Raw genomic sequence first — 24,175 nt, 5'->3', positions numbered from 1 at the left:
ATTGAAATTGCATGCGATTTTTCCCGCCCAGGCGTTCGACCGCCGTCGCCGCTGGCTTCGGCTCAACCGCTGTCGCAAGCGAAATTCGACACGCCTCACGACAGCGTGCGCCCCCCTTCGCTGCGGGATCGTAGTATTGTCGTCGGCAGCCGTCGAAGCTAGGATTTTGCGTAGCATTCGATCGCGACGCACGAAGAGATGCACTCCAGAATCAAGCGGATGGTCGCGGCTGCGATCGGACGGCACGGCAAATGGAGGACATTATGGCGTGGCGTGACGACAAGGCCCGGGCAGCCCTGATCCGCGATGCAGCGGGCAGCGTGCCAGCGGGCAAGAGCCCTCGGGCCTTTGCCGAGCCCTTGTTCGGCTACACCAATATCGAGGATCTCGCCAATTACGATGCCGCCTCGCTTGCCCTCCTGGCTGAGCAGGCCTGGGAGCACGTGCAGCGGCGCACGGCCGGCAGCGCCGATATCCGCGTCGTCAATCCGACATTGCCGAACGGGCGCGAGGTTTCCGTGCTCGAAATTCTCAACGACAACATGCCTTTCCTGTTCGACTCCACCATGGCGGAGCTCGCCGAGCAGGGCCTTGAGGTCACCCTGGTCGCTCACCCGATCATCGCCGTGGAGCGCGATGATGGGGGCAAGCTGCTGCGATTCTACGGGGAAGCACTGCCGGAGGGAGCAAAGGGCGCGCGCGAAAGCCTGATTCATCTCCACATCACCCGCCTGGACGCGGATTCCGATCGCCAGAAGCTGATCGACGGCCTGACCAGGACGTTGAACAATGTCCGCGCCTGCGTTGCCGACTGGCGCGTCATGCGTGACAGTGTCGAGGAAGCGATCAAGACGTTCTCTTCAAATCCGCCGCCGCTGCCGATCGACGAACTCGCCGAAGCCAATCAGTTCCTGCAATGGCTCTGCGCGGACAATTTCACTTTCCTCGGCGTGCGCAAATATCGCTTCTCGCCCGACAGCGACGCGTCGGACGACATTACAACCGGCGAAGGCCTCGGCATCCTGCGCGATCCGGACGTGAAGGTCCTGCGCCGCGGCAGCGAAATGGTGGTGATGACGCCGGAAATCCGCGAATTCATGCACGAGCCGACCCTGCTGATCGTCATCAAGGCCAATGTCTCCAGCCGCGTCCATCGCCGCACCCGGATGGATTATGTGGGCATCAAACTCTACTCGCCCGACGGCCGGCTCGAAGGCGAATTGCGCGTCGTCGGCCTTTTCACCTCGGGCGCCTATACTCGCTCGGTACGGCAGATCCCTTATGTCCGCCACAAGGTTTCGCGGGTGCTGCAGCGCGCGGGCTTCGACCCGAACGGCCATTCCGGCAAGGCGCTGATGCATATTCTCGAAGATTATCCGCGCGACGAGCTGTTCCAGATCGACGTCGACACGCTCTACAACTTCGTCATCGAGATCCTGATCCTCTACGAGCGTCCGCGCGTCCGGGCGCTGCCGCGGGTCGACAAGTTCGATCGCTTTGTCTCCATCCTCACCTTCATTCCGCGCGACAAATACGACACCGACGTCCGCACGCGCGTCGGAAGCTTCTTGGCGCAGTCCTACAAAGGGAAGCTGTCCGCCTCCTACGTATCATTCCCTGAAGGGGCGCTTGCGCGCGTCCACTTCATCATCGGGCGCTATGAAGGCAAAACGCCCGTCGTCGACCGCGCCCTGCTCGAAGCCGGGATCAGCGCCATTGCCGCGACCTGGGCCGACAAGCTGAAGGCCGCGCTCACCGCGTCGACCGATGGCATGCGGGCGCGCATGCTCACCAACCGATATGCCCAGGCCTTCAGCGGCGGCTATACCGAGGTGTTCGGTGCGGAACAGGCGATCGCCGATATCACGACCGTCGAAAAGCTGACGCCGGCCCGCCCGGTAACGATCTCGGTTTACCGCATCGAAGGCGACGATCCGAGGCGCTTCGGCCTCAAGGTGTTTTCGGACGCCGTACCGCTGTCGTTGTCCTACCGCGTGCCCGTGATCGAAAATCACGGCCTGCGCGTGGTCAACGAACGCACCTATCAGATCGTGCCCGGTAACAGGCCGGAGCCGGTCTGGCTGCACGACATGACGATCGAGACCAGTGACGGCCAGCCCATCGAGATCAACCCGGAATTCAGCCATCGCCTGGAAGCCTCGATCATGGCGGTGGTGACCGATCGCGCCGAATCCGACGGATATAACGGCCTGATCCTGCGTACCGCCCTAAGCTGGCGGGAAGTCTCGACCATCCGGGCGCTGTCGCGTTATTTGCACCAGATCCGCGCTCCGTTCACCCAGGACTACATGTGGGAGACCTTGCGCAAGAACGCCGCGATCACGGCCAGCCTGGTCGCGATGTTCCAGACCCGCCTCGATCCGCGCCTCGTCCTTACCGATCGCGAGCGCACGGCGCGCGAGGCGGCTTTGCTTGCGGAGATCGAGGAACAGCTCAAATCCGTCGCCTCGCTCGATGAAGACCGCATCCTGCGCCGCTTCACCAATCTGGTGCAGGCGACCGTTCGCACCAATCTGTGGCAGATCGGCGAGGATGGACATCCGCGCCCGGTGATCTCCTTCAAGTTCGACGCGCGCCGGATCGACGACTTGCCCGCTCCACGACCGCTCTACGAGATCTTCGTCTATTCCCCTCGTGTCGAAGGTATCCACCTGCGCTTCGGCAAGGTTGCGCGCGGTGGCTTGCGCTGGTCCGACCGGCCGCAGGATTTCCGCACCGAGATCCTCGGCCTGGTGAAAGCGCAGCAGGTCAAGAACGCCGTGATCGTGCCGGTCGGTGCCAAGGGCGGCTTCGTGCCCAAGCGTCTGCCGCCGCCTTCCAGGCGCGACGCCTGGCTCGCGGAGGGCACCGAAAGCTATCGCATCTTCGTTCGCTCGCTGCTCGAACTCACCGATAATCTCGACGGCGACATCGTCGTGCCGCCCGAATCCACCGTGCGCCACGATGGCGACGACCCCTACCTCGTCGTTGCCGCCGACAAGGGCACCGCCACCTTCTCCGACGTCGCGAACGCGATCTCGGCCGAGAAGAACCATTGGCTCGGCGATGCCTTCGCATCCGGCGGCAGCCAGGGTTACGACCACAAGAAGATGGGGATCACGGCGCGCGGCGCCTGGACGGCGGTCAAGCGCCACTTCCGCGAGCTCGGCACCGACATTCAGACCATGCCGTTCACCGCGGTCGGCGTCGGCGACATGTCGGGCGACGTTTTCGGCAATGGCATGCTGCTCTCGCCGGCGACAAGGCTTGTGGCGGCTTTCGATCATCGCGACATCTTCATCGATCCTTCGCCCGATCCATCGACCAGCTTCGCCGAGCGCAAGCGCCTGTTCGATCTGCCGCGATCGAGCTGGCAGGACTACGACAAGTCGCTGATCTCGCAGGGCGGCGGCGTGTTCTCGCGCTCGCTCAAGGCGATCCCGCTTGCGCCGGAAGTGCGCACGCTGCTCGATCTCGACAAGCCGCAAGCCACGCCTTTCGAGGTGATGACGGCGATCCTGAAGGCTCGCGCGGACCTGTTGTGGTTTGGCGGCATCGGCACCTATGTCCGCTCCTCCGGGGAAAGCGACGATCAGGTCGGAGACCGCGCCAACGATCCGATCCGCATCGCGGGTGGCGACGTGCGCGCCCGGGTGATCGGCGAAGGGGCCAACCTCGGCGTTACCCAGCGCGGCCGCATCGAAGCGGCGCAGAAGGGCGTCAAGCTCAACACCGACGCCATCGACAATTCGGCCGGCGTGAACACGTCCGACGTCGAGGTCAACATCAAGATCGCGCTGGCGCGCCCCGAGCGCGAGGGACGGCTCAGTCCCGCCGACCGCAACAGCCTGCTTGCCGCGATGACCGACGAGGTCGGCGCGCTGGTGCTGCGCAACAACTATCTGCAGACGCTGGCGCTCTCGCTGGCAGAGCGCAAGGGTGTGGCCGAGACCGGCTTCCTCACCCGCCTGATGCAGTCGCTCGAACAGCGCGGCTTGCTCAGCCGCGCCGTGGAGTTCTTGCCCGACGACGCCGCGCTCACCGAGCGCACACGGCGCGGCCAGTCGCTGGCGCGGCCCGAGCTTGCCGTGCTGCTGGCCTACGCCAAGCTGACCCTCTACGATGACCTGCTCGTCACCAGCGTGCCCGATGACCCCTATCTCGCCCGCGAGCTATCCCAGTATTTTCCGCGCGAGGTTCAGGACAAATTTCCGACCGCGGCCGGATTGCATCGCCTGCGGCGGGAGATCATCGCGACCAGTCTCGCCAATGCGGTAATCAATCGCGGCGGCCCGGCCTGCGTCGTGCGCCTGATCGACGAGACCGACGCCGATATTCCGACCATTGTCATGGCCTATGTGGCGGTCGATGAATGCTTCGGCCTGAAGTGGCTCAATGACGCGATCGACGCGCTCGACGCCTGCATCGACGGGCAGCTGCAGCTGTCCCTCTACCTTTCGGTGCAGGACCTCCTGCTCTCCCGCATGGTCTGGTACGTGCGCAATGTCGATTTCAAGGACGGGCTGGAGGCCGTCGTCGCGCGCTTCGGCCCGGCGATCCGCCAGATCGTCGCCGGGCTCGACACTGCCTTGCCGCCGGACTTGCAAGCCGCGCGCGTCAAGCGGCGGCAGGAACTCGCCGACGCCGGTGTCCCGGCCGGCCTCGCCGGCGAGCTCGCCGATCTTGACGCTTTGGTCTCGGCTCCCGACATCGTGACGGTCGCCGAGCGCACCACCCGCCCCATCGGCGATGCCGCCGCGACCTTCTACGCCGCCGAGGCGAATTTCCGCCTCGACCGCATCATCGCCGCCGCTCGCAATGTGCCGGCCAACGATTATTTCGAACGCATGGCCATCGATCGCGCCGTCGAGCAGATCGCCGGCGCCGAGAGGAGACTGGCCGCCGATATGCTGGCAACCGGCCAGTCTGGCCAGCAGGCCGTCGAGACCTGGCTCGCGGCTCACCCCGAGGCGACGCGTATCCGCCGCTCGGTCGAGGAGATCGCTGCCAGCGGCCTGACCCTCGCCAAGCTGACGGTGGCGGCGAACCTGCTGGGGGACTTGGTCAAGGCCTGAAGGCGTGCGAGGCGGCGATGTGAGAAGCGCAATGCTGGCGCAGGTAGTTTGCCGGCAAACGGAGGAATCCAATGATCCACGCCACCTGCCATACCGCCGACAATGTTCGCTGCATCGAGTTCGATGCCACACCGTGGTTCAGCGAAGCTGACGCTCCGAGCATTGTCGATTTGGCCCAACGAGGATGGACCAGCACCGCGATTGCAGATTCCCTCGAGCACAGACAAGGATACGAACGCCTGCACGACCTCGTTGAATATGCGGCGAAGCGACTGCAACTGGAATCTCTGGAGGACCCAACCTGGGAAACCTTCGAGTGTGTCGTCGATGGACCCGAGGCCGTCGCCTGGCTCGAGAAAAACCGTCCCAACGTTGTGGCAAGAATCCCTTAAAGCCGCGGGAAGCCGCAGCAAAGGCTACAATTGATCGGCGGCAAACGAAGCGGAAATGGCGCTCGCAAAAGCGCGACCTCGAGTTCGGCGCGGTATACGAGCGGCCGAAACGCTTAGCCGCCACCAATCCCGCGCGCGACAGGATCGCCAGATGCGATGACATGGTGTTTTGCGGGACCGACGGGGCCTTGGCGATATCGCCAGCCGCCAGTCATTCCGGTTCGTTCTTCACCAGCAGGCGAAAAGCATCGAGCCGGGTCGGCTGGGCCAGTGCGGCGAGTGCCAAGATGGCTTGCTCTGGTTCCATATATCGAGAATTATTGATTATATCAGAAAACCGTTTAGGCGATCGTTCGTCGTCTTTATTTCGATAATACTAGAAATATAGTTGACATTCTGAAGCTGTTGCGACAGATTATGGACATGAAACTGGATGACGCAGCCATGCACCTTGAAGCTTTGGGCAATCCGACCCGGCTCAAGATCTATCGTGCCCTTGTTCGCGCTGGGCAGGCTGGTCTGCCCGTCGGCCGATTGCAGGATAAACTAAAAATCGCGCCATCAACCCTGTCGCACCACGTCAAGACGCTCGTGACCGCCGGCCTCATCACCCAGGTGCGGGAGGCAACGACTCTGACGTGTCACGCCAACTATGACGTGATGCAGGGGCTGGTCGACTTTCTAGTTGCCGAATGCTGCGCCGATGCGACCGAATGCAAGGATACAAGCACTGCGGCCTGATCTTTTCAGGTCGAAAATTTCGATATTTCTAGTTTGATAGGAGAAGCAAAATCGAACAGTCGAAGTCGGTTGCTATCATTGGCGCAGGTCCTGTCGGACTTGCCGCCGCTGCTCATGTTATTGAACGCGGAATGACACCGGCCGTTCTGGAAGCAGGTCCGGAAATTGGTCATGCGATGCGGCAGTGGAGCCACGTGCAGTTGTTCTCGCCGTGGGAATACAACGTCGACAAAGCGGCTGAGCGCTTGCTGGCGCCAACCGGTTGGAATTCGCCGGATCCAAAGCAATATCCGACCGGCGGTGAGTTGCTGTCGCAGTATCTCGAACCGCTGGCTCACCGCACGGTGCTCAAGGATCACATTCATACATCAAGCCGCGTGACCGACATCAGTCGCGTTGGTTTCGACAAGCTCAAGACCAAAGGCCGCGGCGACGCGCCTTTCGAGCTTCGTTACCAAAACGGGCAAGGCCCGAAAAGCATTCGCGCCGATGCGGTGATCGATACGTCAGGTACTTGGTTCTCGCCGAACCCTGGTGGCGCAAACGGTCTTCCGGCCCTCGGCGAGCGGGAGAGCGCTACCAAGATCGCGTACGGGATGCCCGACGTGCTCGGCAAGGATCGCGCCCGGTATGCTGGAAAGGCCATCGCCGTGCTCGGGGCTGGGCATTCTGCGGTTGGCACGCTAATCGAACTCACGAATCTGAAATCTCAGGCTGCAAGCACCGAAGTCATTTGGATCTTGCGCGGTGACAATCCTGCCAAAGCTCTTGGCGGGGGCGTCAATGACAAACTCGTGGCGCGTGGCGAACTGGGAATGGCTCTGGCAGGGCTGGTAACTTCTGGGCAAATCCGAGTGGAAGCCAGCTTCCCTGTGACTCGCATCGACCGTGACGGCGAGCGCCTGAAGCTTGCCACTGCCGGATGCTGCGACCGGAGCATTGTGGCTGACGAACTAATCGTCGCGACGGGGTTCCGTTCCGACCTCGAATTCTTGCGTGAACTTCGGATTCAGCTCGATCCGGCCATCGAATGCCCGATCGCGCTGGCGCCGCTGATCGACCCCAATGAACATAGCTGCGGCACAGTACGCCCACATGGCGCGGCCGAACTCGCGCAGGACGAGCCGGGATTCTACTTCGCCGGCATGAAGTCATATGGGCGTGCGCCAACGTTCCTGATGCTCACCGGCTACGAGCAGGTGCGGTCAATTGCGGCCAAAATTGCCGGTGACAATGAAGCGGCAGCGCGGGTTGAACTCGTATTGCCCGAGACAGGCGTGTGCAGCCGCAGCGCGACACCGGGACAGGTCGAATGCTGTGGCGGGTCGGCCACCGAACGGGCGGACGCCTGTTGCGTCGATGATGCTAAGGCGAAGGGTGCAGGAAAAGCTGGCTGTGGCTGCGCAGCTTAGCGCGGAAAGGTGCGAATGCTGACGCTAGAGGGGCGATCCGTCATCGCGGCGATGTGTGTGGGGCAGCTCGGTAGCTTGCTCCCGCATGTCGTCGTGCCGTCGATACTTGCCGCATTCCTGATTCCGGAATGGCACCTGAGCGGTGCGCAGGCTGGCCTTCTCGCCGGCTCGGGCGCAGCTGGCTACATGTTGACGGTGCCGGTGTTGGCCACGCTGACTGACCGGATCGACGCGCGCAAGATCCTGATTGCGGGCTCGGCGGTCAGTGCACTCGGTACATTGCTGTTCGGCCTGTTTGCGACCGGCCTCTGGTCCGGAGCATTGTTCAACGCCATTGCGGGCATCGGCTTCGCGGGCGCTTATATGCCCGGTCTCAAGGCGCTGACTGACCGGCTGGCACCCGGCGATTCATCCCGCGCGGTCACGCTGTATACGTCGAGCTTTTCGTTCGGCGTCGGGCTGTCGTTCCTGGTCTCGCAACTCGTTGCGGAAGCTTTGGGCTGGCGCTCAGCCTTCCTCGTGACAGCGCTGGGCCCGCTGATGATGCTTTCGGTCTGCTTCCTGCTGCGGCCGGTGGCGCCAAAACCCGCGCAGGGCCGCCTCTTGGACTTCGCGCCGGTGTTCCGCAACAGCAACGCCATGGGCTTTGTTCTCGGCTATGGCGCCCACTGCTTTGAGCTTTACGGCATCCGCACCTGGCTGGTTGGATTCTGGACTTTCGTGGCGGTGAGGAACTCGGAAGGCTCACTCCTGACGCCCGTCGTCGTCAGCGTGCTTTTCTCCTTGCTCGCGATGCCGGCTAGCATCCTCGGCAACGAATGCGCGATCCGGTTCGGTCGACATCGCGCCATCACCGCCGTGATGTTGAGTTCTGCTTGCGTGGCGCTGCTGATCGGCGCGTTCGCCGACAAATCGCCATGGCTGTTGCTGCCGCTGGTGTTGGTCTACGCCATCACGGTGCCCGCCGATTCCGGTGCGTTGACCTCGGGAATGACGATGGCCGCCGATCCCAACTACCGCGGCGCAACGATGGCCGTGCATTCGACCGTTGGCTTTAGTCTGTCGGCTTTGGGCGCGTGGGCCCTTGGCGTCGCGCTGGATGCGGCGGGCGGACCATCGAGTGCCACCGCCTGGGCGGCAGCGTTTGCCGTACTCGCGGCAGGCATTCTGCTCGGCCCCGTCGCGCTCTATTGGTCGAGGGCGAGGGCGCCACAGGGATGAGTCAACGTCAGCTTCCAATCATAATGGCGCTTGGCTCCAGCCAGACGCTGGCGTGGGCCTCCACCTATTATCTGCCGGCGATTCTTGCCAATCCGATCGCCCGCGACCTTGGGATCTCGTCGACTCTCGTTTTCGGCGCGCTTTCGGTCGGCCTGATCATCGCGGGCCTCCTGGGACCGCGTGTTGGGCATTTCATCGATACGTTCGGCGGCCGGGGGCTGCTTGCCGTTTCGAACGTCGTGTTTGCGGCGGGACTGGTCCTTCTTTCTTTCGCGTCCGGAAGCGTTGTGTTGATCGCGTCGTGGCTCATCCTCGGCGTTGGCATGGGGATGGGGCTCTATGAGGCCGCCTTTGCGACACTGACGCGTATGTATGGATACGCCGCCCGCAGGCCGATCACCGGCATCACCCTGATTGCAGGCTTCGCAAGCACGATAGGTTGGCCGATCACCACGTATCTCGATGCGCACTTTGGCTGGCGGATTGCGTGCCAGGTTTGGGCGCTTATTCACATTGCGTTGGCGCTGCCGCTGAACCTGTCGCTGCCGCGCGCTAAACCAATCCAGGCGGCTTTGCCCGATGAGGTAAGCCCCACAGAGCCGGCGCAGCAAAGCGAGACAGTCGCCATGATCCTCGTGGCTTATGTCTTTGCGGCGACCGGGTTTGTGAGTTCGGGACTTTCTGCCTTGATGCCTTCCCTGCTCTTGCAGTTCGGTGCAACACCGGCGGCAGCGCTGCTCGCGGGAACCCTGATCGGCCCGGCACAGGTGGCAGCGCGGATTATCGAAGCGGGCTGGCTTAGCCGCTACCATCCTCTTGCGTCGACTCGGCTTGCGACGGTCATGAATCCACTCGGCATAGTAGTCCTTGCGGCTGGAGGACCGGTGTTTGCCCCTGCCTTCGCCATCTTCTACGGTGCGGGCAATGGCATCTTGACCATAGCGCGCGGCACGCTACCGCTCGCACTGTTTGGGCCGCACGGCTTTGGCCGTCGCGTTGGCGTGCTATCGGTTCCGGCCCGCGCGACCGGTGCCGTCGCGCCGCTCGCCGTTGGCCTGTTTGCTGAATATCTCGGTGCAGGAGCGTTATGGATCACGGCGCTAGCGTCGATCTCCGCATTCATCGCGCTTTTTTTTCTGCGAGCGAGACAAGCGCCATAACGGAGTGGCAACACCTTAGGCGAGGCAAACTTCTGACCGACACTGTCAGTTAGCAACCTATCGACTCTCGGCGACGATTTTATCCAGATTGCTTACTCGCTCGAATGAGACAGAACTGGAATTTCGGTTCGGACGCTCATATCGCGTTGTAAACAAAGAAAAACTGGCGCACCCGACACGATTCGAACGTGTGACCTTTGCCTTCGGAGGGCAACGCTCTATCCAGCTGAGCTACGGGTGCGTGCAGGGGTTCATTTAGCTGATTGGCTCCGCGTCGGCAACGGCGTTGTCCGGCCGGTCAAGGGCTGTAAACTGGCTCCCGACAATATGACAGGCCGCGGAAAAAGGCCGTCTTTGGAGGGAGTTTGCCCATGCGTCCGCTGGAATTCGGCTGGTATCTGCCCACGCATGGCGACACCACCGCCTATGGGCTGATGGAGGCGCAGATCGCCGGCTCGCCGGAACTCTGCGAGCGCGTGGTCGCGGCCGCCGAGCATGCCGGCTTCGAGTATCTGCTGATCCCGGTCGGCTCGGTGTGCTGGGAGGCCTGGATCACGGGCGCCTTCATGGCGGCGCGCTCGAGCCGGATCAAGCCGCTGATCGCAGCAAGGCCCGGCTATATCAACCCGGTGCTGATGGCCAAGATGATCTCGACCTTCGACCAGATGTCGGGCGGGCGAATCTGCATCAATCTGATCGCCGGCCAGAACGAGAGCGAGGTCGAGGCCGAGGGCGTGCGCCAACCCAAGGAAGAGCGCTACGCGCTGATGGAGGAGGAGGTCTCGATCCTCAAGGCGCTATGGACGACGCGCGGTCCGGTGCATTTCCAGGGCAGGTTTCACACCATCTCCGGCGCGCATATCCGGCCGCGGCCGCTGCAGCAGCCATTTCCAAAATTCTATCTCGGCGGCGGCTCGCGGCAGGCCTGGGAGGTGTCGGCGAAGCATTCCGACGTCCATCTGTTCTGGGGCGACCTGCCGGAGCGCATCGCGGAGAATATCGCCGAGATCCGGCGGATGGCGCGGGCGCATGACCGCGAGGATGCGATCGGCTTCGGCATGCGGCTGCAGGTGATCTGCCGCGAGAACGAGGCGGATGCCTGGGAGGCGGCCGACCAGCTGGTGCGCCACGCCACCGAGCGGCAGAAGCAGGAGATGAAGACGCTCTACAATCGTTCCGAGGCCAACCAGCGCGTGCAGCAGCTCGCGCGCGACTACGGCGATCTGTTGATGCCGCATCTGTGGACCGGCATCACCAAGGTACGGCCCGGCGCCGGCATCGCGGTGGTCGGCGATCCCGCGCAATGCGCCGCCACCTTGCAGCAGTTCATCGATGCCGGCTGCCACTCCTTCTGCTTGTCCGGCTATCTGCACGACGAGGAGGCCGAGCGGTTCGGCCGCCTGATCCGCCCGATCCTCGCCGCCAACAATCGCGGGCGGCTCGTCGCCTGAGGTGCGATCCGGAAGCTTTCCGAAAATTCACGGGTGAATCTGCGCCTGACGCGCCATGATCCAGCCGAGCTCGCGGCAGCAACGGAGTCGAACCATGCATCACCGGGCCTGGCTTGCGGCCGCGGCATTGCTCGTCGTGGCGGCGGCGCACGGACCCGCAGCGTCCGCGACCCAGGCACAGACCGAGCGCGACCTGAAGCCGGTCAAGGAGATCGCCAACGCGCGGCTTGCCGTCGGCAATGCGAGCTTTCCGCTCTACCTCTCGGCCGACTGGTCCAGTCCGCTGCCGGATGTCACGCGCGCCGTGCTCGTGCTGCACGGGGTGCTGCGCAATGCCGACGACTATTTTCGCGCGGCGCTGAGCGCGCAGGCCGCGGCCGGCGATGCCGGCGAGCATGCGCTGATGATCGCGCCGCAATTCCTGATCGAGTCCGACGTCGAGGCATTCAAGCTGCCGGCGGAGACGCTGCGCTGGAGCCTCTATGGCTGGCAGGGCGGCGAGCCCGCGCTCGCGCCGAGCCCGGCGAGCTCATTCGAGGCGCTCGACGCCATCCTGGCGAAGCTCGGCGACCGCAAGTTGTTTCCAAACCTGCAGCAGGTCGTCGTGTTCGGCCATTCCGGCGGCGGCCAGGTGGTGCAGCGCTATGCGATCGCGGTGAGGGGCGACCAGGTGCTGCTGCGCCAGGGCATCGGCGTGCGCTATGTGGTCGCCAATCCGTCCTCCTACGCCTATTTCACCAAAGAGCGGCCGGAGGCCGCGATCGCGGCGAACTGCCACGGCTATAACAGCTGGAAATTCGGCATGGACAGCCGCCCGCCCTATCTTGCCGAGCCTTCGCCGGCCGCGCTGGAGCAGGCCTATGTCGCGCGCCGCGTGATCTATCTGCTCGGAACGCTCGACACCAACCCCAATCATCCCGCGCTCGACAAATCCTGCATGGCGGAGGCCGAAGGGCCGTACCGTTACGCGCGCGGGCATTCCTATGCCGCCGCGATGCAGGCCCGCGACGAGGGCACGCCGAACCACCGCGTATGGGATGTGCCCGGCGTCGGTCATGCGGGCGGCAAGATGCTCAACTCGCCCTGCGGCCTGACCGCGGTGTTCGACATCCCCGGCTGCGAAGCGGCGCGCTGAGCCCCCCGACACCAGAATTTGTGCGCGGATTCGGTGGCAAGCGGCACCGAGATCGCCTACGCTCGTGTCGCGAATGGAGCATCACGACCGACAGCTCGATGGAGAACATCATGAGAGCAGGCTTGATCACGCTTCTGACAGCCGGTGCCTTTCTCGGCTTGACCCCGGCCAATGCCGCAGAGGGATGCGGCGACGGTTGCCACAGGACCTCGCGAGGTGCCTGCGTGATCGACGGCTGGGGCACCGGCGCGCGGGTCAGGAACGAGTGCCCCGCCACCTCGCGCGCTCGCCCCCCGTGTGGCGGCGGTGGCTTCATCTGGCGGCGCGACCTCCAGGCCTGTTCGCAGACGACGAAGGATTGGCTCTAGCCGCCGACGGCCAGGCCAGCGTCACGCCGGCACGATCACCTTTCCGATCGGCCACAGCGCGATGCCGGCAAGCTTGAGATGCGCCCAGGCGAAGGGGATGCCGATGATGGTCACCGCGAGCAGGATCGCGGTGATCACATGGCCGATCGCGAGCCACCAGCCGGCCAGGATGAACCAGATCAGATTGCCGATCACCCCGAGCGGTCCGGTGCCGATGTCGGACGTGCCGGTCACCTCATCTCGGCGCACCGCACGCGAGCCGAACGGCAGCAGCGTGTAGACGGCGATGTTGAAGGCGGCGCGCGCCCAGGGCAGCCCGATAATGGTCACAGCCATGATCACGGCGGCGACCAGCCAGCCGAACGCCATCCACGCGCCGCCGATCAGGATCCAGAGGATGTTCAGGAGGATAGACACAGGCTGCATGGCTGACACCTTCGCGCCGCTTGGGACTATTCTCTATATACGCCGCTGCCCGGCGCTGCGGTAGGTGTGGCCTAACCGCGCGCCTGCCGTGACGAGGCCGCGCTGTACGATCTCGGCATCGCTCTCTATCGCGACAAGAAGGTCAGCGACGCCGTCTACAGGGCCGCGCTGGAGAAGGAGCGCTGCCGCTGCAAAATCCGACGTCGTCATGGCCGGGCTTGTCCCGGCCATCCACGTCCTACTTCAGTTGGAGCCGAAGACGTGGATGCCCGGGTCAAGCCCGGGCCTGACGAATTTGCGAAAGAGGGAAACCTGCTACCGCCTAAAACCGCTGGCGCGCGAATAGGTCTGGCGGCCTTCCAAGGCCGGGCGCGCGGCCATGCTGGCGCGCGCTTCGCTGGCGACGGGCGTCGCCGGCTTCAAATCCTCGAGGAAGATCGGCTTGGCGAAGTAATAGCCCTGGGCGTAGCGGATCTTGGTCGCCGCCTGCAGATAGGTGAGCTCCTCGTAGGACTCGATGCCCTCGGCAATCACCGTCATGCCGAGCGCCTCGCTCAGCGATTCGATCGCGCGCAAAATGCCCTGGCTGCGCGGCCGCTGATGGATGTCGGTGATGAAGGAGCGGTCGATCTTGATCTCGTCGGCGGTGATGTCGGCGAGCGCCGACAGCGACGAATAGCCGATGCCGAAATCGTCGATCGAGATGCCGACGCCGATGCCGCGCAGGATCGGCAGGATCTGGTCCTGGAAGTGCGACCGGGTCACGAACGCGTCCTCGGTCACCTCGATCATGAAGCGCTTCGGGAAGCCGGTCTCATCGAGCGCGCGCGCGAACCGGCGCATGAATTCGAGGTTGGAGGCTTGCTTGGCGGCGACGTTGATGCTGATCGTCGCCGTCGGGCCGAACGTGTCGTTGATCAGGTCGATCGACTTGACGATCTCCGCCAGCACCAGGAACGTCAGCTCGTCGATCAGGCCGAGTTCGACCGCGAGATCGATGAAGGTGCCCGGCGCCTGGATCACGCCCTCGTCGTCGCGCAGCCGCACCAGCGCCTCGATGCCCTTCACCTCCTGGGTGCGGATATCGACCTTGGCCTGGAACGCGCAGCAGAAGCGCTTTTCAAGGATCGCCAGCCGCAGCGACTGCTCGATCTTCATCCGCGCCAGCGCCTCGCGCTCCATGCTGTTGTCGAAGAACGCGGTCGAGCCCTTGCCGTTGTTCTTGACGCGGTACATCGCGATGTCGGCGTTCTGGCGCAGCGCCTCGTAGCTCCGGCCGTGCATGGGATAGAGGCTGACGCCGATCGAGGTCGAGGCGAAGATCTCGGAGTCCTCGATGAAGAACGGCGCCTTCAGCCGCTCCTGCATGACCTGGATGAATTCGGCGACTTCGTCATTGCCGCTGATCGGGTTGAGCAGCAGCAGGAATTCGTCGCCGGAGATGCGCGACAGGATATCGGTTTCGCGCAGCGCGTGGCCGAGCCGCTTCGACAGTTCGACGAGCAGCGCATCGCCGATCGCGTGGCCGTAATAGTCGTTGATGTGCTTGAAGTTGTCGACGTCGAGGAAGGCGAGCGCGAAATGGCTTTGCGAATCGTCGCGGATCAGGCCGCTGACGCGATGCTCGATCACCCGGCGGGTCGGCAGGCCGGTAAGCTCGTCGTAATAGGCCGAGCGGAACAGCTGGTCCTCGAACGCCTTCTGCTCGCTGATGTCGGTCGAGGTCGAGATCAGGAGATTGCGACCGGCGATCCGGACCGGCCGGTGCGAGGTCAGGAACACGTATTTGGACGCGCCGCAGGAGAGCACTTCCTCGAGCACCACCGGATGGCCGCTGCGCAGCAGGTCGAGGTTGGCGGCGTGGCGCTCGTCGACCGAGGACGGCTGGCTCGCGCTGGCCGCCAGCTGCAGCTGGCTCGCGGCTGCTTCATTCACCAAAATGAGCTCGCCCTGCTCGTCCTGAACGGTCACGCCCGCCGGCAGCAGTTGGAGAAGGTCGCGCAGGATCCGTAATTCATTGCTGGAAATATCGTCTTGGCCGGTCACTGCCGCGCCCGTCTGAAAATCGTGTCTGGTGAGACTATGCATGCGCCGACCTTGGCAAAGTCCGTTGTAGTTTTGGTTAAGCGGACCTGCGAAATGCCGTGACAGAATGAGACCGCGACGGCTTTCGCAAGCCGTCGCGGCAATCGTCATTAACAGAGTATCAATGTCGGTTGCGGCCGCTGGTGAAAGCGATTGCGGCGCGCGCGGTTGCACCAACACGTGCGGCTGTGCCGGAATGACGACTTATCAACAGCTCGGAAGCTTGCACTGCATGGTGCAGTGAACACCGGTCTTCAGGTAACTGATTTCGGTCCTGCCGTCGAACGGCCGCAGCGCCGACTTGAGCAGCTTGGTGCCGAAGCCGGCTTCGCCGATCGCCTCGACCACCGGTCCTTCGGTCTCGTCCCAGATCACGTTGAGACGTCCGTCATCGACCGTCCATGACACTTGTAAAAACCCGCGCGGCGAGGAGAAGGCGCCGTATTTTCCGGCGTTGGTTGCGAGCTCATGGAAGATCAGCGCCAGCGAGACGGCGAGCTTGGCGGGCAGGAACAGCTGCTCGCCATTGAGGTTGAACCGCACGTGGCCGTAGGGCCCGAGTTCCGAGCGCAGCAAATCCTTGATATCGCAGCCATAGCCATCGACCCGCGCGATCAGATCGTCGGTCGCCGAGAGCGCGCGGATGCGATGGTCGATGCGCTGCCAGACATCGGGCCGGTCCTGCAGCGCCTGATGCAGCACCGCATGAATGGTCGAGGACTTGTTCTTCAGCCGGTGCTGCAATTCGTCGACCACGACCTTGCGATACTGCTCTTCCTCGATCAGCCGCTTGGAAACTTCGCGCTGCTGCGCGACCAGGGAACGGTAGTGCTCCACGCCCCAGATCGCGATGCCGCACACAACCCAGAAGATCATCAACAGCGCAAAGCGCGCCGGATCGGCGTGCGCGCCGCTGAAATTGAGCACCACGCCGAGCAGGCCGCTCGCCAGCGCGGTTGCGATCCCGATCCGAAAACCGCCAAGGGCGGTGGCAAAGAACACCGCCGGGAAATAGGGCGTGAAGAACACGTCCGGCCGGATCTGGGCCAGCCCGAAGCGCGCGGCCGTGGCCAAAACGAGACAAAGCACCGCGAAGGCGACCGCAAGCCGCACCGACGGCTGGGCATCGCCCCGCCAACACGCCCTGAAATCATCGATCCATTTCGCCATTGCTCGTTCCAGTTCACGTGAACAGGCGACCCAAAATAAGGCCGCTGCGACTGAAAAACCGCAGTTGTGGCCTTCTGGCCACAGGCGGACCTTGCGGGCGTGGCAGCATGCAAGTGCTTGTATTGGCAGCAGGAGCTGGGGAATATCCGCAACATCATAGGTAAGTTGAGGGACCGACATGGGACGGCTGGACGGCAAGGTCGCGGTGATCACAGGGGCGACCAGCGGCATCGGGCTGCGCACGGCGGAGATCTTTGTCGCGGAGGGCGCGAAGGTCGTCATCGCCGGGCGGCGCGCGCCGGAGGGCGAGGCACTGGCGCAACAGCTCGGCGAGGCTTGCGTGTTTCGTCAGACCGACGTCACGGTCGAGGAACAGATGCAGGCGCTGATCGCGCTTGCGGTCGAGAAGTTCGGCCGGATCGACTGCCTGTTCAACAACGCCGGCGGCCCGGCGCAGACCGGGGGCATCGAAGGCCTCGACGTCGAGCGGTTCGATGCCGCGATGGCGACGCTGGTGCGCAGCGTCATGCTCGGCATGAAGCATGCCGCGCCCTACATGCGCAAACAGGGTTCCGGCAGCATCATCAACAATGGCAGCATCGCCGGACGGCTCGCCGGCTTCTCCTCGTCGATGGTCTACGGCGCCGCGAAGGCCGCGGTCATCCATTTCACCAAATGCGTCGCGATGGAGCTCGGCGAGTCCGGCATCCGCGTCAACTCGATCTCGCCGGGTGCGATCGCCACGGGCATTTTCGGCAAGGCGCTCGGATTGTCGACGGAAGCGGCCGAGAAGACCGCAGCCGTGATGCGCGAGGTCTACAAGGCGGCACAGCCGATCCCGCGCGCCGGCCTGCCCGACGACATCGCACATGCCGCGGTGTTTCTGGCGAGCGACGAATCGAGCTTCATCAACGGCCATGACCTCGTGATCGACGGCGCCATCACCGGCGGCCGCAACTGGAGCCAGCAGCAGGCCGGCTACGTCGCGCTGCGCAAGGCGTTCGATCAAGGCGCAGGGTAGCAGCATCCGTCATTGCGAGCGACGCGATTTGTCCGCAGAAGCATTGGCGAAGGCCGGAGTAATCCATAGCGCGCGCTGCCGATTCCTTCAGGGCGAGGAAAATGCATGAAGCGCGTCTTGATCACGGGCATGTCTGGAACGGGAAAATCGTCCGCGATCGAAGAGTTGGTTGCGCAAGGTCATCAGGCTTACGACCTCGACACACCCGGATGGTCTCACTCGCACGCGGCATGTGCGGGTGATGGCGCCGCATTGTTTGACGTCTTGAATCGCAAGCCATCCCCGCCGTCGTCCCGGCGCAGGCCGGGACCATTACCCCGAATGGTCATCGTTGAGCGATGCTGGAACGACGAGTCCCGTTCACAACACCCGCTGCGGAGTATGGGTCCCGGCCTGCGCCGGGACGACGGCGGTGGATGTGGCGCGAGCTGGCGTTCCTTCTTCCTCCAGGAAGGATCGCAAATCACACCTTCTGCTTGGCCGCTGCCTTCGCAAGATCCGGCGCATTCACGGCGGGGATCGCGACGCGGCCGGGGCCGGTTTGTTGAAGGGCGGCGGCGGCCTTGTCGTTCTGCATGATCTTGGCCATGACAGCCTGGCCGGCACGTTCGAACACGGCGCGGTTGTCGATCAGGAACTGGCGCGACTTGCGCAGGCCGTCGATATAGCCGTTGATCTCGGGCACGACATAGCGCGCAACCATGTCCCAGCTGCGGCGGGTGTTTTCCGGATTGGCCCAGTCATGCGCGAAGCCGATGATCGAGCCGACGCCGCCGGAGACATCGACCAGGTTCTTGATCATCTTGATCAGATCATCCGGCGTGCCGATGGTGGACGCGGCGCCTTCGACGAAGGCGGTCTTGTCGACGGCCTCGTCCGGCGAGGAGAACGCGGTCAGGCCCGGCCGCATCAGGGTGCCGACATTATATTCGTTGTGCCAGCGCATCAGCCCGGCGCCGGCCTCGCGCCGCGCCTGCTCGCGCGTCTCGGCGATGTGCCAGGACAGCAGCACGCGCCAGTTGACGCGGCTCACGGTGGTGCCGGCCTTCTTGGCGGCGTCCTCGGCGAACTGCCATTGCTGCGGCAGCGCCATCAGGCCCTGGGTCGACATCGAGCCCAGCGAGATGATGCCGATGCCGTACTTGCCGGCGAGCGTCATGCCCGACGGCGAGATCTGCGAGGCCACCACGAACGGCATGTCCTCCTGCAGCGGCAGGATCTGCAGCGCGGCGTCGTGCATCTCGAACCAGTCGGTCTTGGCGGTGACGCGCTCGCCATTGAACAGGCGGCGGATCACCGCGATCGCCTCGTCCTGGCGGTCGCGCTGGGTCATGGGGTCGATGCCGAGCGTATGGGCGTCGGAGGCGAGCGCACCGGGGCCGGAGCCGAAGATGGCGCGGCCGCCGGTCATGTGGTCGAGCTGCACCATGCGCTGCGCGACGTTGAAGGGGTGGTGATAGGGCAGCGAGATCACGCCGGTGCCGAGCTTGATGCGCTTGGTGCGCTCGCCGGCGGCGGCCAGGAACATCTCCGGCGAGGCGATGGTCTCCCAGCCCGAGGAGTGGTGCTCGCCGCACCAGAATTCGTCGTAGCCGAGCGCGTCGAGCTGCTCGACGAAGTCGAGGTCGCGGCGGAATTGCAGCATCGGATGCTCGCCGATCGGGTGATGCGGGGCGAGGAAGGCTCCGAACTTGAGGCGCGCCATGGGTCGTTCTCTCCGGACTATTGTTATCGGGGGCTTTCCGCCAACCTACGGGGTGGCCCGGGGCAAGGCAATGCTCGGGGGTTGCGGCGGTCGCATGGTTGTTGCGCAAATCGGCGGCGATTGCCGCCGTCCGGAATGTTTCCCAGCGCGTCAACGCAAAATGGCAGCCGGGGCTCGAGCGTCTGTGATCCCGGGCTTACCTCGCAGGTAATCGAAGCGATGACCGGAATCTGCTGATGTCGGCCGTAACGTCATTTCGGGCAGGACAGGACATGCACCAGATCGTTTCGACGCGAGCGGACACATCCCGCCGCTGGTGGGTGCTGGCGATCGTGGTGTCGGCGCAATTCATGTTCGGTGTCGATGCCTTCATCGTCAACGTCGCGATCCCGACGATCGCGGCGGAGCTGCACGCGACGCCGGCGCAGATCGAGGCCGTGATCGCGATCTACCTGATCGCCTATGCCACGCTGGTGGTCACCGGCGGCCGGCTTGGCGACATCCATGGCACCCGGAACGTGTTCATCGCCGGCGTCGCCGGCTTCTCGGTGACCTCGCTGTGGTGCGGGCTTGCGCAGTCCGGGCCCGAGCTCATCGTCGCGCGGCTCGCGCAGGGCGCCACCGCGGCGCTGATGGTGCCGCAGGTGCTGGCGACCCTGCATCTGCTGTTCTCAGACGCCGCCCGCGCGCGGGCGTTCGGCATCTACGGCATCGTGCTGGGGCTCGCGGGCGCCGCCGGCTTCATGCTCGGCGGCGTGCTGGTGACGCTCGACCTCGCGGGGCTCGGCTGGCGCGCGGTGTTCTTCGTCAACGTGCCGTGCGGCGTCGTCATCATCGCGGCGGCGCTGAAGATCATGCCGACGGTGCCGCGCCGTGCCGGCACGCGGCTCGATATCCCGGGCGCGATCGTGCTGTTCGCGGGCCTGCTGTGCCTGATCGGTCCGCTGCTGTTCGGCCATGATCTCAGCTGGACGGGATGGGTGTGGCTGGTGATGGCAGCGGGCATCGCTGTGATCGCGGCCTTCGTGCGGCTCGAGCGATCCGTCGCGCGCCGCGGCGGCATGCCGCTGATCGATCTGTCGCTGCTGTCGGATCGCGCCTTCATGCGCGGGCTGGTTGCGGTGTTTTTCTTCTTCTTCGCCAACCTGTCCTTCTATCTCATCATGACCATGTTCATGCAGAAGGGCTTGCAGATTCCGCCGCTTCAGGCCGGGTTGGTGTTCGTGCCGCTGGCGCTGACCTTCGTGATCGCCTCGCGTCATAGCGGCCTGCGCGCCAGGCATCGCGGCACGCTGGTGCTGATCGAGGGCTGTGCGCTGCAGATCGTCGGTCTCGCCGTGCTGGTCGCGACAATTGAGGCGGTCGCGGCACCGTCGGCACTGCTACTCGCACTGGTGCTGATGATCTTCGGCTACGGCCAGGGGCTTGTGATGGCGCCATTGTCGAGCGCGGTGCTCGCGAGCGTGCAGCCCGCCAGCGCCGGTGCCGGCTCCGGCATGTACGGCACGACGACGCAGATCGGCAACGCGGCCGGCGTTGCCGCGATCGGCGCTGTCTTCTTCGCAATCGAGAGCACGATGTCAGCGCGTCTGGCGCTGATTGCGGCATGCGCATTGTTTGTGCTGTCGATCACCATTTCAGCCGCATTTCTGTCATGGATGCGCCGTGCGAGCGCATGAATCCGCACGCATGTGGTGCGTTCCTTTCGAAAAGTTCATGCTCAACAAGGTACTAAGGCAACCATTTCACCCAGCCCGCAGCGCGATCACGCATTAACGCCGATTCTCACAATTCCGCAGGGAAAGACAGCACACGGTCTTTTCATTTCGCAGTGCAGCAATTATCTGTTCGGGTGACACAGAAGACTAAATCACCTCAGGAGTTGCTGTTGTCCCTGATCAACAACGTCGAATTTCTGCGTCATCTGCCGAAGATGAACGCGTTCAGCGGCCTTGGCGCACTCGCGCCGGCCGTGCCGACGCCGCTCGTCGAGACGACCGAATTCGGCGTCAACCCCGGCGATCTGAAAATGTTCTCGTTCGTGCCCGCGCAGCTGGCGCGGTCGCCCGCGCTCGTCGTGGTCTTGCATGGCTGCGGCCAGTCCGCCGCGTCCTACGATCTCGGCGCCGGCTGGTCGGCGCTTGCAGCGCATTACGGCTTCGCGCTGCTGATGCCGGAGCAGCAGGCTTCCAACAACGGCAACACCTGCTTCAACTGGTTCAATCCGCAAGACATCGCGCGCGGGCAGGGCGAGGCCGCGTCGATCAGGCAGATGATCGCGCATCTGGTCGGCACGCATGAGATCGACCCGCGTCGCATCTATGTGACGGGACTGTCCGCCGGCGGCGCGATGGCCTCGGTCATGCTCGCGACCCATCCGGATGTGTTCGCGGCCGGCGCCATCATCGCCGGCCTGCCGTTCGGCGTCGCCACCGATCTGCGCGAAGCGCTGCACGCGATGATGCATGGCAGCGCGCTGTCCGCGCCCGAGCTCGGCGGTCTCGTCCGCAACGCCTCGACGCATGGCGGCGCCTGGCCGAAGATTTCGGTATGGCACGGCAGCGCCGACCGCACCGTGCATCCGGGCAATGCCGATGCGATCGTGCGGCAGTGGCTCGACGTGCATGGCCTGCCCCTTGCGGCGATGTCGAAGGCCGATGTCGCCGGTCATCCGCGCGAGGTCTGGTGGAACGCCGACGGCGAAACCCTGGTCGAGTCCTACACCATCGCCGACATGGCGCATGGCACGCCGCTCGGGCTTGCCGACAATGACGAGCGCTATGGCGTGGAGGGCGCGTTCCTGATCGAGGCCGGGATCTCCTCATCGTATCACATCGCGAGCTTCTTCGGTCTGACCGACAAGGTTCGTCAGCCGCCTATCGCGCCGACCGGAATTCCGCGCGAGCGCGCCGACACGGTCTCGATGACGGTACCGGTGCCCGCGGTCGAGCCGGAGGTGGCATCCGGCCGCAACAGCGGCCGGCCGCGCAAGCGACGGAGCAAGGGTGTCGATGTCGGCGGCGTCATCACGCGGGCGCTCTCCGCCGCAGGGCTGATGAGTAAGGGCTGATGAAGTAGCTACATCTCACCGGTCAGGAACGGATTCGTCATCCGCTCCTGGCCGATGCTCGATCCCGCGCCGTGGCCGCAGATGAAGCCGACATCGTCGCCGAGCGGCAGCAGCTTGTCCTTGATCGACTGGATCAGCGTCGCATGACTGCCGCCGGGCAGGTCGGTGCGCCCGACCGAGCCGGCGAACAGCACGTCGCCGACATGGGCGAAGCGCAGCTCCTTGTTGAAGAACACCACGCTGCCCGGTGAGTGGCCGGGGCAGTGCAGGATGTCGAAGGTGAGGTCGCCGATCGAGACCTGATCGCCCTCATCGAGCCAGCGGTCCGGCCCGAAATTGCGCACCCCGGTCATGCCGAAGCGTTCGCCGCTCGAGACGACATTGTCGAGCAGGTATTTGTCGGCGATATGCGGGCCCTCGATCTTGACCTGCAGCGCGTCGCGCAGTTCGGCGGCGCCGCCGACATGGTCGATATGGCCGTGGGTCAGCCAGATCTTCTCGACCGTCACGCCGGTCTGCTTGATCGCGGCCTGGATTTTCGCCACGTCGCCGCCGGGGTCGATCACCACGGCCTTCTTGGTGGGCTCGTGCCAGATGATGGTGCAGTTCTGCTCGAACAGCGTCACCGGCACGATGATCGCGCCGGCCTTTGGTTTGGTGTCGGTTGTCTCGTTCATGGCGGCACCATAGGCTTCCGGCAAACGCCGTCAACACGCGCCGGGAAATGCGGCTGCCCCGGCGTGTGATCCCCAAACGGGCCGTGATAAGGTCTCCTCCAGCAGAACAAGTTCGCGAGCAGGCCGGTACGCGGCTGCTCTCGATCATGATTCACAAGTCCTCGCAGTCCGGAACTTCATGACCCAGACTCCCAAATCACCGATCGGCGGACCCCGGACCACCGCGCGCGCCTTCTTCGTCGCGGACCGCATCAACACGTCGGGCCTCGAGCGCGGCGACGTGCTGGCCACGACGCCGCTGGCATTTCGCGTCAATGAAAACGGCGTGGCGATCCTGTTCCGCTACGGCGTCGTCGTCCTGATCGGCCTCAATGCGCTGGAGGAGGATGAATTCCTGCGCAGCCTGCAGTCGCGCATGACCGGCCTGTTCACGCGGCGCGAGGAGGAGATCGCAATCATCGAGCTCGCCGCCGAGAAGGAGGATCAGATTCCGCCGGGCGGCCCGATTTATCTGCAAGGCCTGTCGCCGGAGCGGCTGATCTTGGTCGGCGAGGCGTTGGCGAAAAGCGTGGTGCTGGCGCGGCACGAGCGCGAGGTCCGGGCGGTCTTCGACACGACCGAGCCGCTTGCACGCGAGCTCGCCAAGGGCGGTCGCGTCCATGGCGGCCGCGTTGCGATCCTCAAGCACATCGGCAACGCGCTGCTGGTGCGGCATCGCGTGGCCGGACCGGTCGAAGTGTCGGAGAAGCCCGATATCCTATGGGACAAGCCGCAGCTCGAGCGACTCTACGCCAGGCTCGAGGACGAGTATGAATTGAAGGAGCGTGCGGAATCGCTGAACCGCAAGCTCGCGGTCGTCGCCGAAACCGCGCAGGTGCTGACCGATATCATCGACACCGGCCGCTCGCTGCGGCTGGAGTTGATCATCGTCTTTCTGATCCTGTTCGAGGTGCTGATCACCATCTATCAGCTGGCGATGGCCCGGCACTAAGTCTACCCGTAGCCCGGATGGAGCGAAGCGAAATCCGGGAGTCCCGGCCAGTCGGTCAAGTTCGTCCCGGATTGC

General features: G+C 64.2%; 18 protein-coding genes, 1 tRNA gene and 1 pseudogene. 13 read left to right on the top strand and 7 right to left on the bottom strand.

Features of this window, described 5'->3' with window-relative positions:
* Positions 1-251 precede the first annotated feature (251 nt).
* Both XI02_RS44545 and XI02_RS44540 read left to right on the top strand, forming a co-directional pair.
* Complete coding sequence (locus XI02_RS44545) at positions 252-5,075, top strand: NAD-glutamate dehydrogenase (RefSeq protein ID WP_194483347.1); 4,824 nt, start codon at positions 252-254, stop codon at positions 5,073-5,075.
* 71 nt (positions 5,076-5,146) lie between these two features.
* Positions 5,147-5,467 carry a hypothetical protein gene (locus XI02_RS44540; RefSeq protein ID WP_172646319.1) on the top strand — a complete coding sequence of 107 codons (321 nt, stop codon included), beginning with the start codon at positions 5,147-5,149 and terminating at the stop codon, positions 5,465-5,467.
* A 97-nt stretch (positions 5,468-5,564) separates the two neighbouring features.
* On the opposite strand, the pseudogene XI02_RS45925 reads toward XI02_RS44540, so the two are convergent.
* A pseudogene (locus XI02_RS45925) lies at positions 5,565-5,774 on the bottom strand (ArsR/SmtB family transcription factor); the annotation flags it as partial.
* A gap of 116 nt (positions 5,775-5,890) precedes the next feature.
* Between XI02_RS45925 and XI02_RS44535 the strand changes: the two are divergent.
* Genes XI02_RS44535 through XI02_RS44520 form a run of 4 tightly spaced genes read left to right on the top strand, consistent with a single transcriptional unit; the run spans position 5,891 to position 10,001 of the window.
* The gene (locus tag XI02_RS44535; RefSeq protein WP_016843578.1) at positions 5,891-6,208 is read left to right on the top strand and encodes a helix-turn-helix transcriptional regulator; all 318 of its coding nucleotides are present in this window, start codon (positions 5,891-5,893) and stop codon (positions 6,206-6,208) included.
* A 50-nt stretch (positions 6,209-6,258) separates the two neighbouring features.
* On the top strand, positions 6,259-7,620 hold the full coding sequence (locus XI02_RS44530) for an NAD(P)-binding domain-containing protein (protein ID WP_172648997.1): 1,362 nt from the start codon (positions 6,259-6,261) through the stop codon (positions 7,618-7,620).
* Positions 7,621-7,671: 51 nt separating this feature from the next.
* Positions 7,672-8,841 (top strand): MFS transporter, encoded by a 1,170-nt coding sequence (locus tag XI02_RS44525; RefSeq protein WP_026192011.1) that lies wholly within the window; start codon positions 7,672-7,674, stop codon positions 8,839-8,841.
* Positions 8,838-10,001: an MFS transporter gene (locus XI02_RS44520; RefSeq protein WP_172646320.1), complete on the top strand. Its 1,164-nt coding sequence runs from the start codon at positions 8,838-8,840 to the stop codon at positions 9,999-10,001. Before XI02_RS44525 ends, XI02_RS44520 begins: the two co-directional genes overlap by 4 nt.
* A 164-nt stretch (positions 10,002-10,165) precedes the next feature.
* Here the strand turns inward: XI02_RS44520 and XI02_RS44515 are convergent.
* Positions 10,166-10,242, bottom strand: a tRNA-Arg gene (locus tag XI02_RS44515).
* A gap of 130 nt (positions 10,243-10,372) precedes the next feature.
* On the opposite strand from XI02_RS44515, the gene XI02_RS44510 reads away from it, so the two are divergent.
* From XI02_RS44510 to XI02_RS44500, 3 genes are all read left to right on the top strand, one after another.
* Entirely contained in the window at positions 10,373-11,452 is a 1,080-nt protein-coding gene (locus XI02_RS44510) for an LLM class flavin-dependent oxidoreductase (RefSeq protein ID WP_069278934.1), read from the top strand.
* Between the two features lie 94 nt (positions 11,453-11,546).
* Positions 11,547-12,587 carry an alpha/beta fold hydrolase gene (locus XI02_RS44505; RefSeq protein WP_172646321.1) on the top strand — a complete coding sequence of 347 codons (1,041 nt, stop codon included), beginning with the start codon at positions 11,547-11,549 and terminating at the stop codon, positions 12,585-12,587.
* A gap of 110 nt (positions 12,588-12,697) precedes the next feature.
* Positions 12,698-12,955, top strand: a complete 258-nt coding sequence (locus tag XI02_RS44500; protein WP_240536778.1) for a GCG_CRPN prefix-to-repeats domain-containing protein — start codon at positions 12,698-12,700, stop codon at positions 12,953-12,955.
* A 21-nt stretch (positions 12,956-12,976) separates the two neighbouring features.
* On the opposite strand, the gene XI02_RS44495 is transcribed toward XI02_RS44500, so the two are convergent.
* From XI02_RS44495 to XI02_RS44485, 3 genes are all read right to left on the bottom strand, one after another.
* On the bottom strand, positions 12,977-13,381 hold the full coding sequence (locus tag XI02_RS44495) for a YccF domain-containing protein (RefSeq protein ID WP_016843571.1): 405 nt from the start codon (positions 13,379-13,381) through the stop codon (positions 12,977-12,979).
* Between the two features lie 315 nt (positions 13,382-13,696).
* Entirely contained in the window at positions 13,697-15,427 is a 1,731-nt protein-coding gene (locus tag XI02_RS44490; RefSeq protein ID WP_018269226.1) for a bifunctional diguanylate cyclase/phosphodiesterase, read from the bottom strand.
* A gap of 246 nt (positions 15,428-15,673) precedes the next feature.
* Positions 15,674-16,636, bottom strand: coding sequence for a sensor histidine kinase (locus tag XI02_RS44485; RefSeq protein WP_172646322.1), 963 nt, complete (start codon positions 16,634-16,636; stop codon positions 15,674-15,676).
* Between the two features lie 178 nt (positions 16,637-16,814).
* Here XI02_RS44485 and XI02_RS44480 point away from each other — a divergent pair, with 178 nt between their 5' ends.
* Positions 16,815-17,657, top strand: coding sequence for an SDR family NAD(P)-dependent oxidoreductase (locus XI02_RS44480; RefSeq protein WP_038387664.1), 843 nt, complete (start codon positions 16,815-16,817; stop codon positions 17,655-17,657).
* A gap of 463 nt (positions 17,658-18,120) precedes the next feature.
* On the opposite strand, the gene XI02_RS44475 is transcribed toward XI02_RS44480, so the two are convergent.
* Positions 18,121-19,362, bottom strand: coding sequence for an LLM class flavin-dependent oxidoreductase (locus tag XI02_RS44475; protein WP_172646323.1), 1,242 nt, complete (start codon positions 19,360-19,362; stop codon positions 18,121-18,123).
* Between the two features lie 272 nt (positions 19,363-19,634).
* On the opposite strand from XI02_RS44475, the gene XI02_RS44470 reads away from it, so the two are divergent.
* The gene (locus XI02_RS44470; RefSeq protein WP_172646324.1) at positions 19,635-21,041 is read left to right on the top strand and encodes an MFS transporter; all 1,407 of its coding nucleotides are present in this window, start codon (positions 19,635-19,637) and stop codon (positions 21,039-21,041) included.
* Positions 21,042-21,250: 209 nt separating this feature from the next.
* Positions 21,251-22,432, top strand: coding sequence for a PHB depolymerase family esterase (locus XI02_RS44465; RefSeq protein ID WP_172646325.1), 1,182 nt, complete (start codon positions 21,251-21,253; stop codon positions 22,430-22,432).
* A gap of 8 nt (positions 22,433-22,440) precedes the next feature.
* On the opposite strand, the gene XI02_RS44460 is transcribed toward XI02_RS44465, so the two are convergent.
* Positions 22,441-23,109: an MBL fold metallo-hydrolase gene (locus tag XI02_RS44460; RefSeq protein ID WP_026192007.1), complete on the bottom strand. Its 669-nt coding sequence runs from the start codon at positions 23,107-23,109 to the stop codon at positions 22,441-22,443.
* A gap of 178 nt (positions 23,110-23,287) precedes the next feature.
* On the opposite strand from XI02_RS44460, the gene XI02_RS44455 reads away from it, so the two are divergent.
* A complete protein-coding gene (locus tag XI02_RS44455) occupies positions 23,288-24,100 on the top strand; it encodes an RMD1 family protein (RefSeq protein ID WP_069278928.1) in 813 nt (270 codons plus the stop codon).
* Positions 24,101-24,175: the final 75 nt, after the last annotated feature.

The organism is Bradyrhizobium sp. CCBAU 21365 (assembly GCF_015291305.1).
Lineage (GTDB): Bacteria > Pseudomonadota > Alphaproteobacteria > Rhizobiales > Xanthobacteraceae > Bradyrhizobium > Bradyrhizobium elkanii.
Note: the sequence above shows the minus strand (reverse complement) of the source record. Positions and strands in the feature narration are given on the sequence as shown.

What these genes read in the sequence shown, in the direction of transcription:
- XI02_RS44510 (WP_069278934.1), top strand. Translation starts at nt 10,373, where the DNA reads ATGCGTCCGCTGGAATTCGGCTGGTATCTGCCCACGCATGGCGACACC.
- XI02_RS44500 (WP_240536778.1), top strand. Translation starts at nt 12,698, where the DNA reads ATGAGAGCAGGCTTGATCACGCTTCTGACAGCCGGTGCCTTTCTCGGC.
- XI02_RS44460 (WP_026192007.1), bottom strand. Translation starts at nt 23,109, where the DNA reads ATGAACGAGACAACCGACACCAAACCAAAGGCCGGCGCGATCATCGTG.
- XI02_RS44455 (WP_069278928.1), top strand. Translation starts at nt 23,288, where the DNA reads ATGACCCAGACTCCCAAATCACCGATCGGCGGACCCCGGACCACCGCG.
- XI02_RS44485 (WP_172646322.1), bottom strand. Translation starts at nt 16,636, where the DNA reads ATGGCGAAATGGATCGATGATTTCAGGGCGTGTTGGCGGGGCGATGCC.
- XI02_RS44520 (WP_172646320.1), top strand. Translation starts at nt 8,838, where the DNA reads ATGAGTCAACGTCAGCTTCCAATCATAATGGCGCTTGGCTCCAGCCAG.
- XI02_RS44545 (WP_194483347.1), top strand. Translation starts at nt 252, where the DNA reads ATGGAGGACATTATGGCGTGGCGTGACGACAAGGCCCGGGCAGCCCTG.
- XI02_RS44480 (WP_038387664.1), top strand. Translation starts at nt 16,815, where the DNA reads ATGGGACGGCTGGACGGCAAGGTCGCGGTGATCACAGGGGCGACCAGC.
- XI02_RS44535 (WP_016843578.1), top strand. Translation starts at nt 5,891, where the DNA reads ATGAAACTGGATGACGCAGCCATGCACCTTGAAGCTTTGGGCAATCCG.
- XI02_RS44495 (WP_016843571.1), bottom strand. Translation starts at nt 13,381, where the DNA reads ATGCAGCCTGTGTCTATCCTCCTGAACATCCTCTGGATCCTGATCGGC.
- XI02_RS44525 (WP_026192011.1), top strand. Translation starts at nt 7,672, where the DNA reads ATGTGTGTGGGGCAGCTCGGTAGCTTGCTCCCGCATGTCGTCGTGCCG.
- XI02_RS44470 (WP_172646324.1), top strand. Translation starts at nt 19,635, where the DNA reads ATGCACCAGATCGTTTCGACGCGAGCGGACACATCCCGCCGCTGGTGG.
- XI02_RS44475 (WP_172646323.1), bottom strand. Translation starts at nt 19,362, where the DNA reads ATGGCGCGCCTCAAGTTCGGAGCCTTCCTCGCCCCGCATCACCCGATC.
- XI02_RS44505 (WP_172646321.1), top strand. Translation starts at nt 11,547, where the DNA reads ATGCATCACCGGGCCTGGCTTGCGGCCGCGGCATTGCTCGTCGTGGCG.
- XI02_RS44540 (WP_172646319.1), top strand. Translation starts at nt 5,147, where the DNA reads ATGATCCACGCCACCTGCCATACCGCCGACAATGTTCGCTGCATCGAG.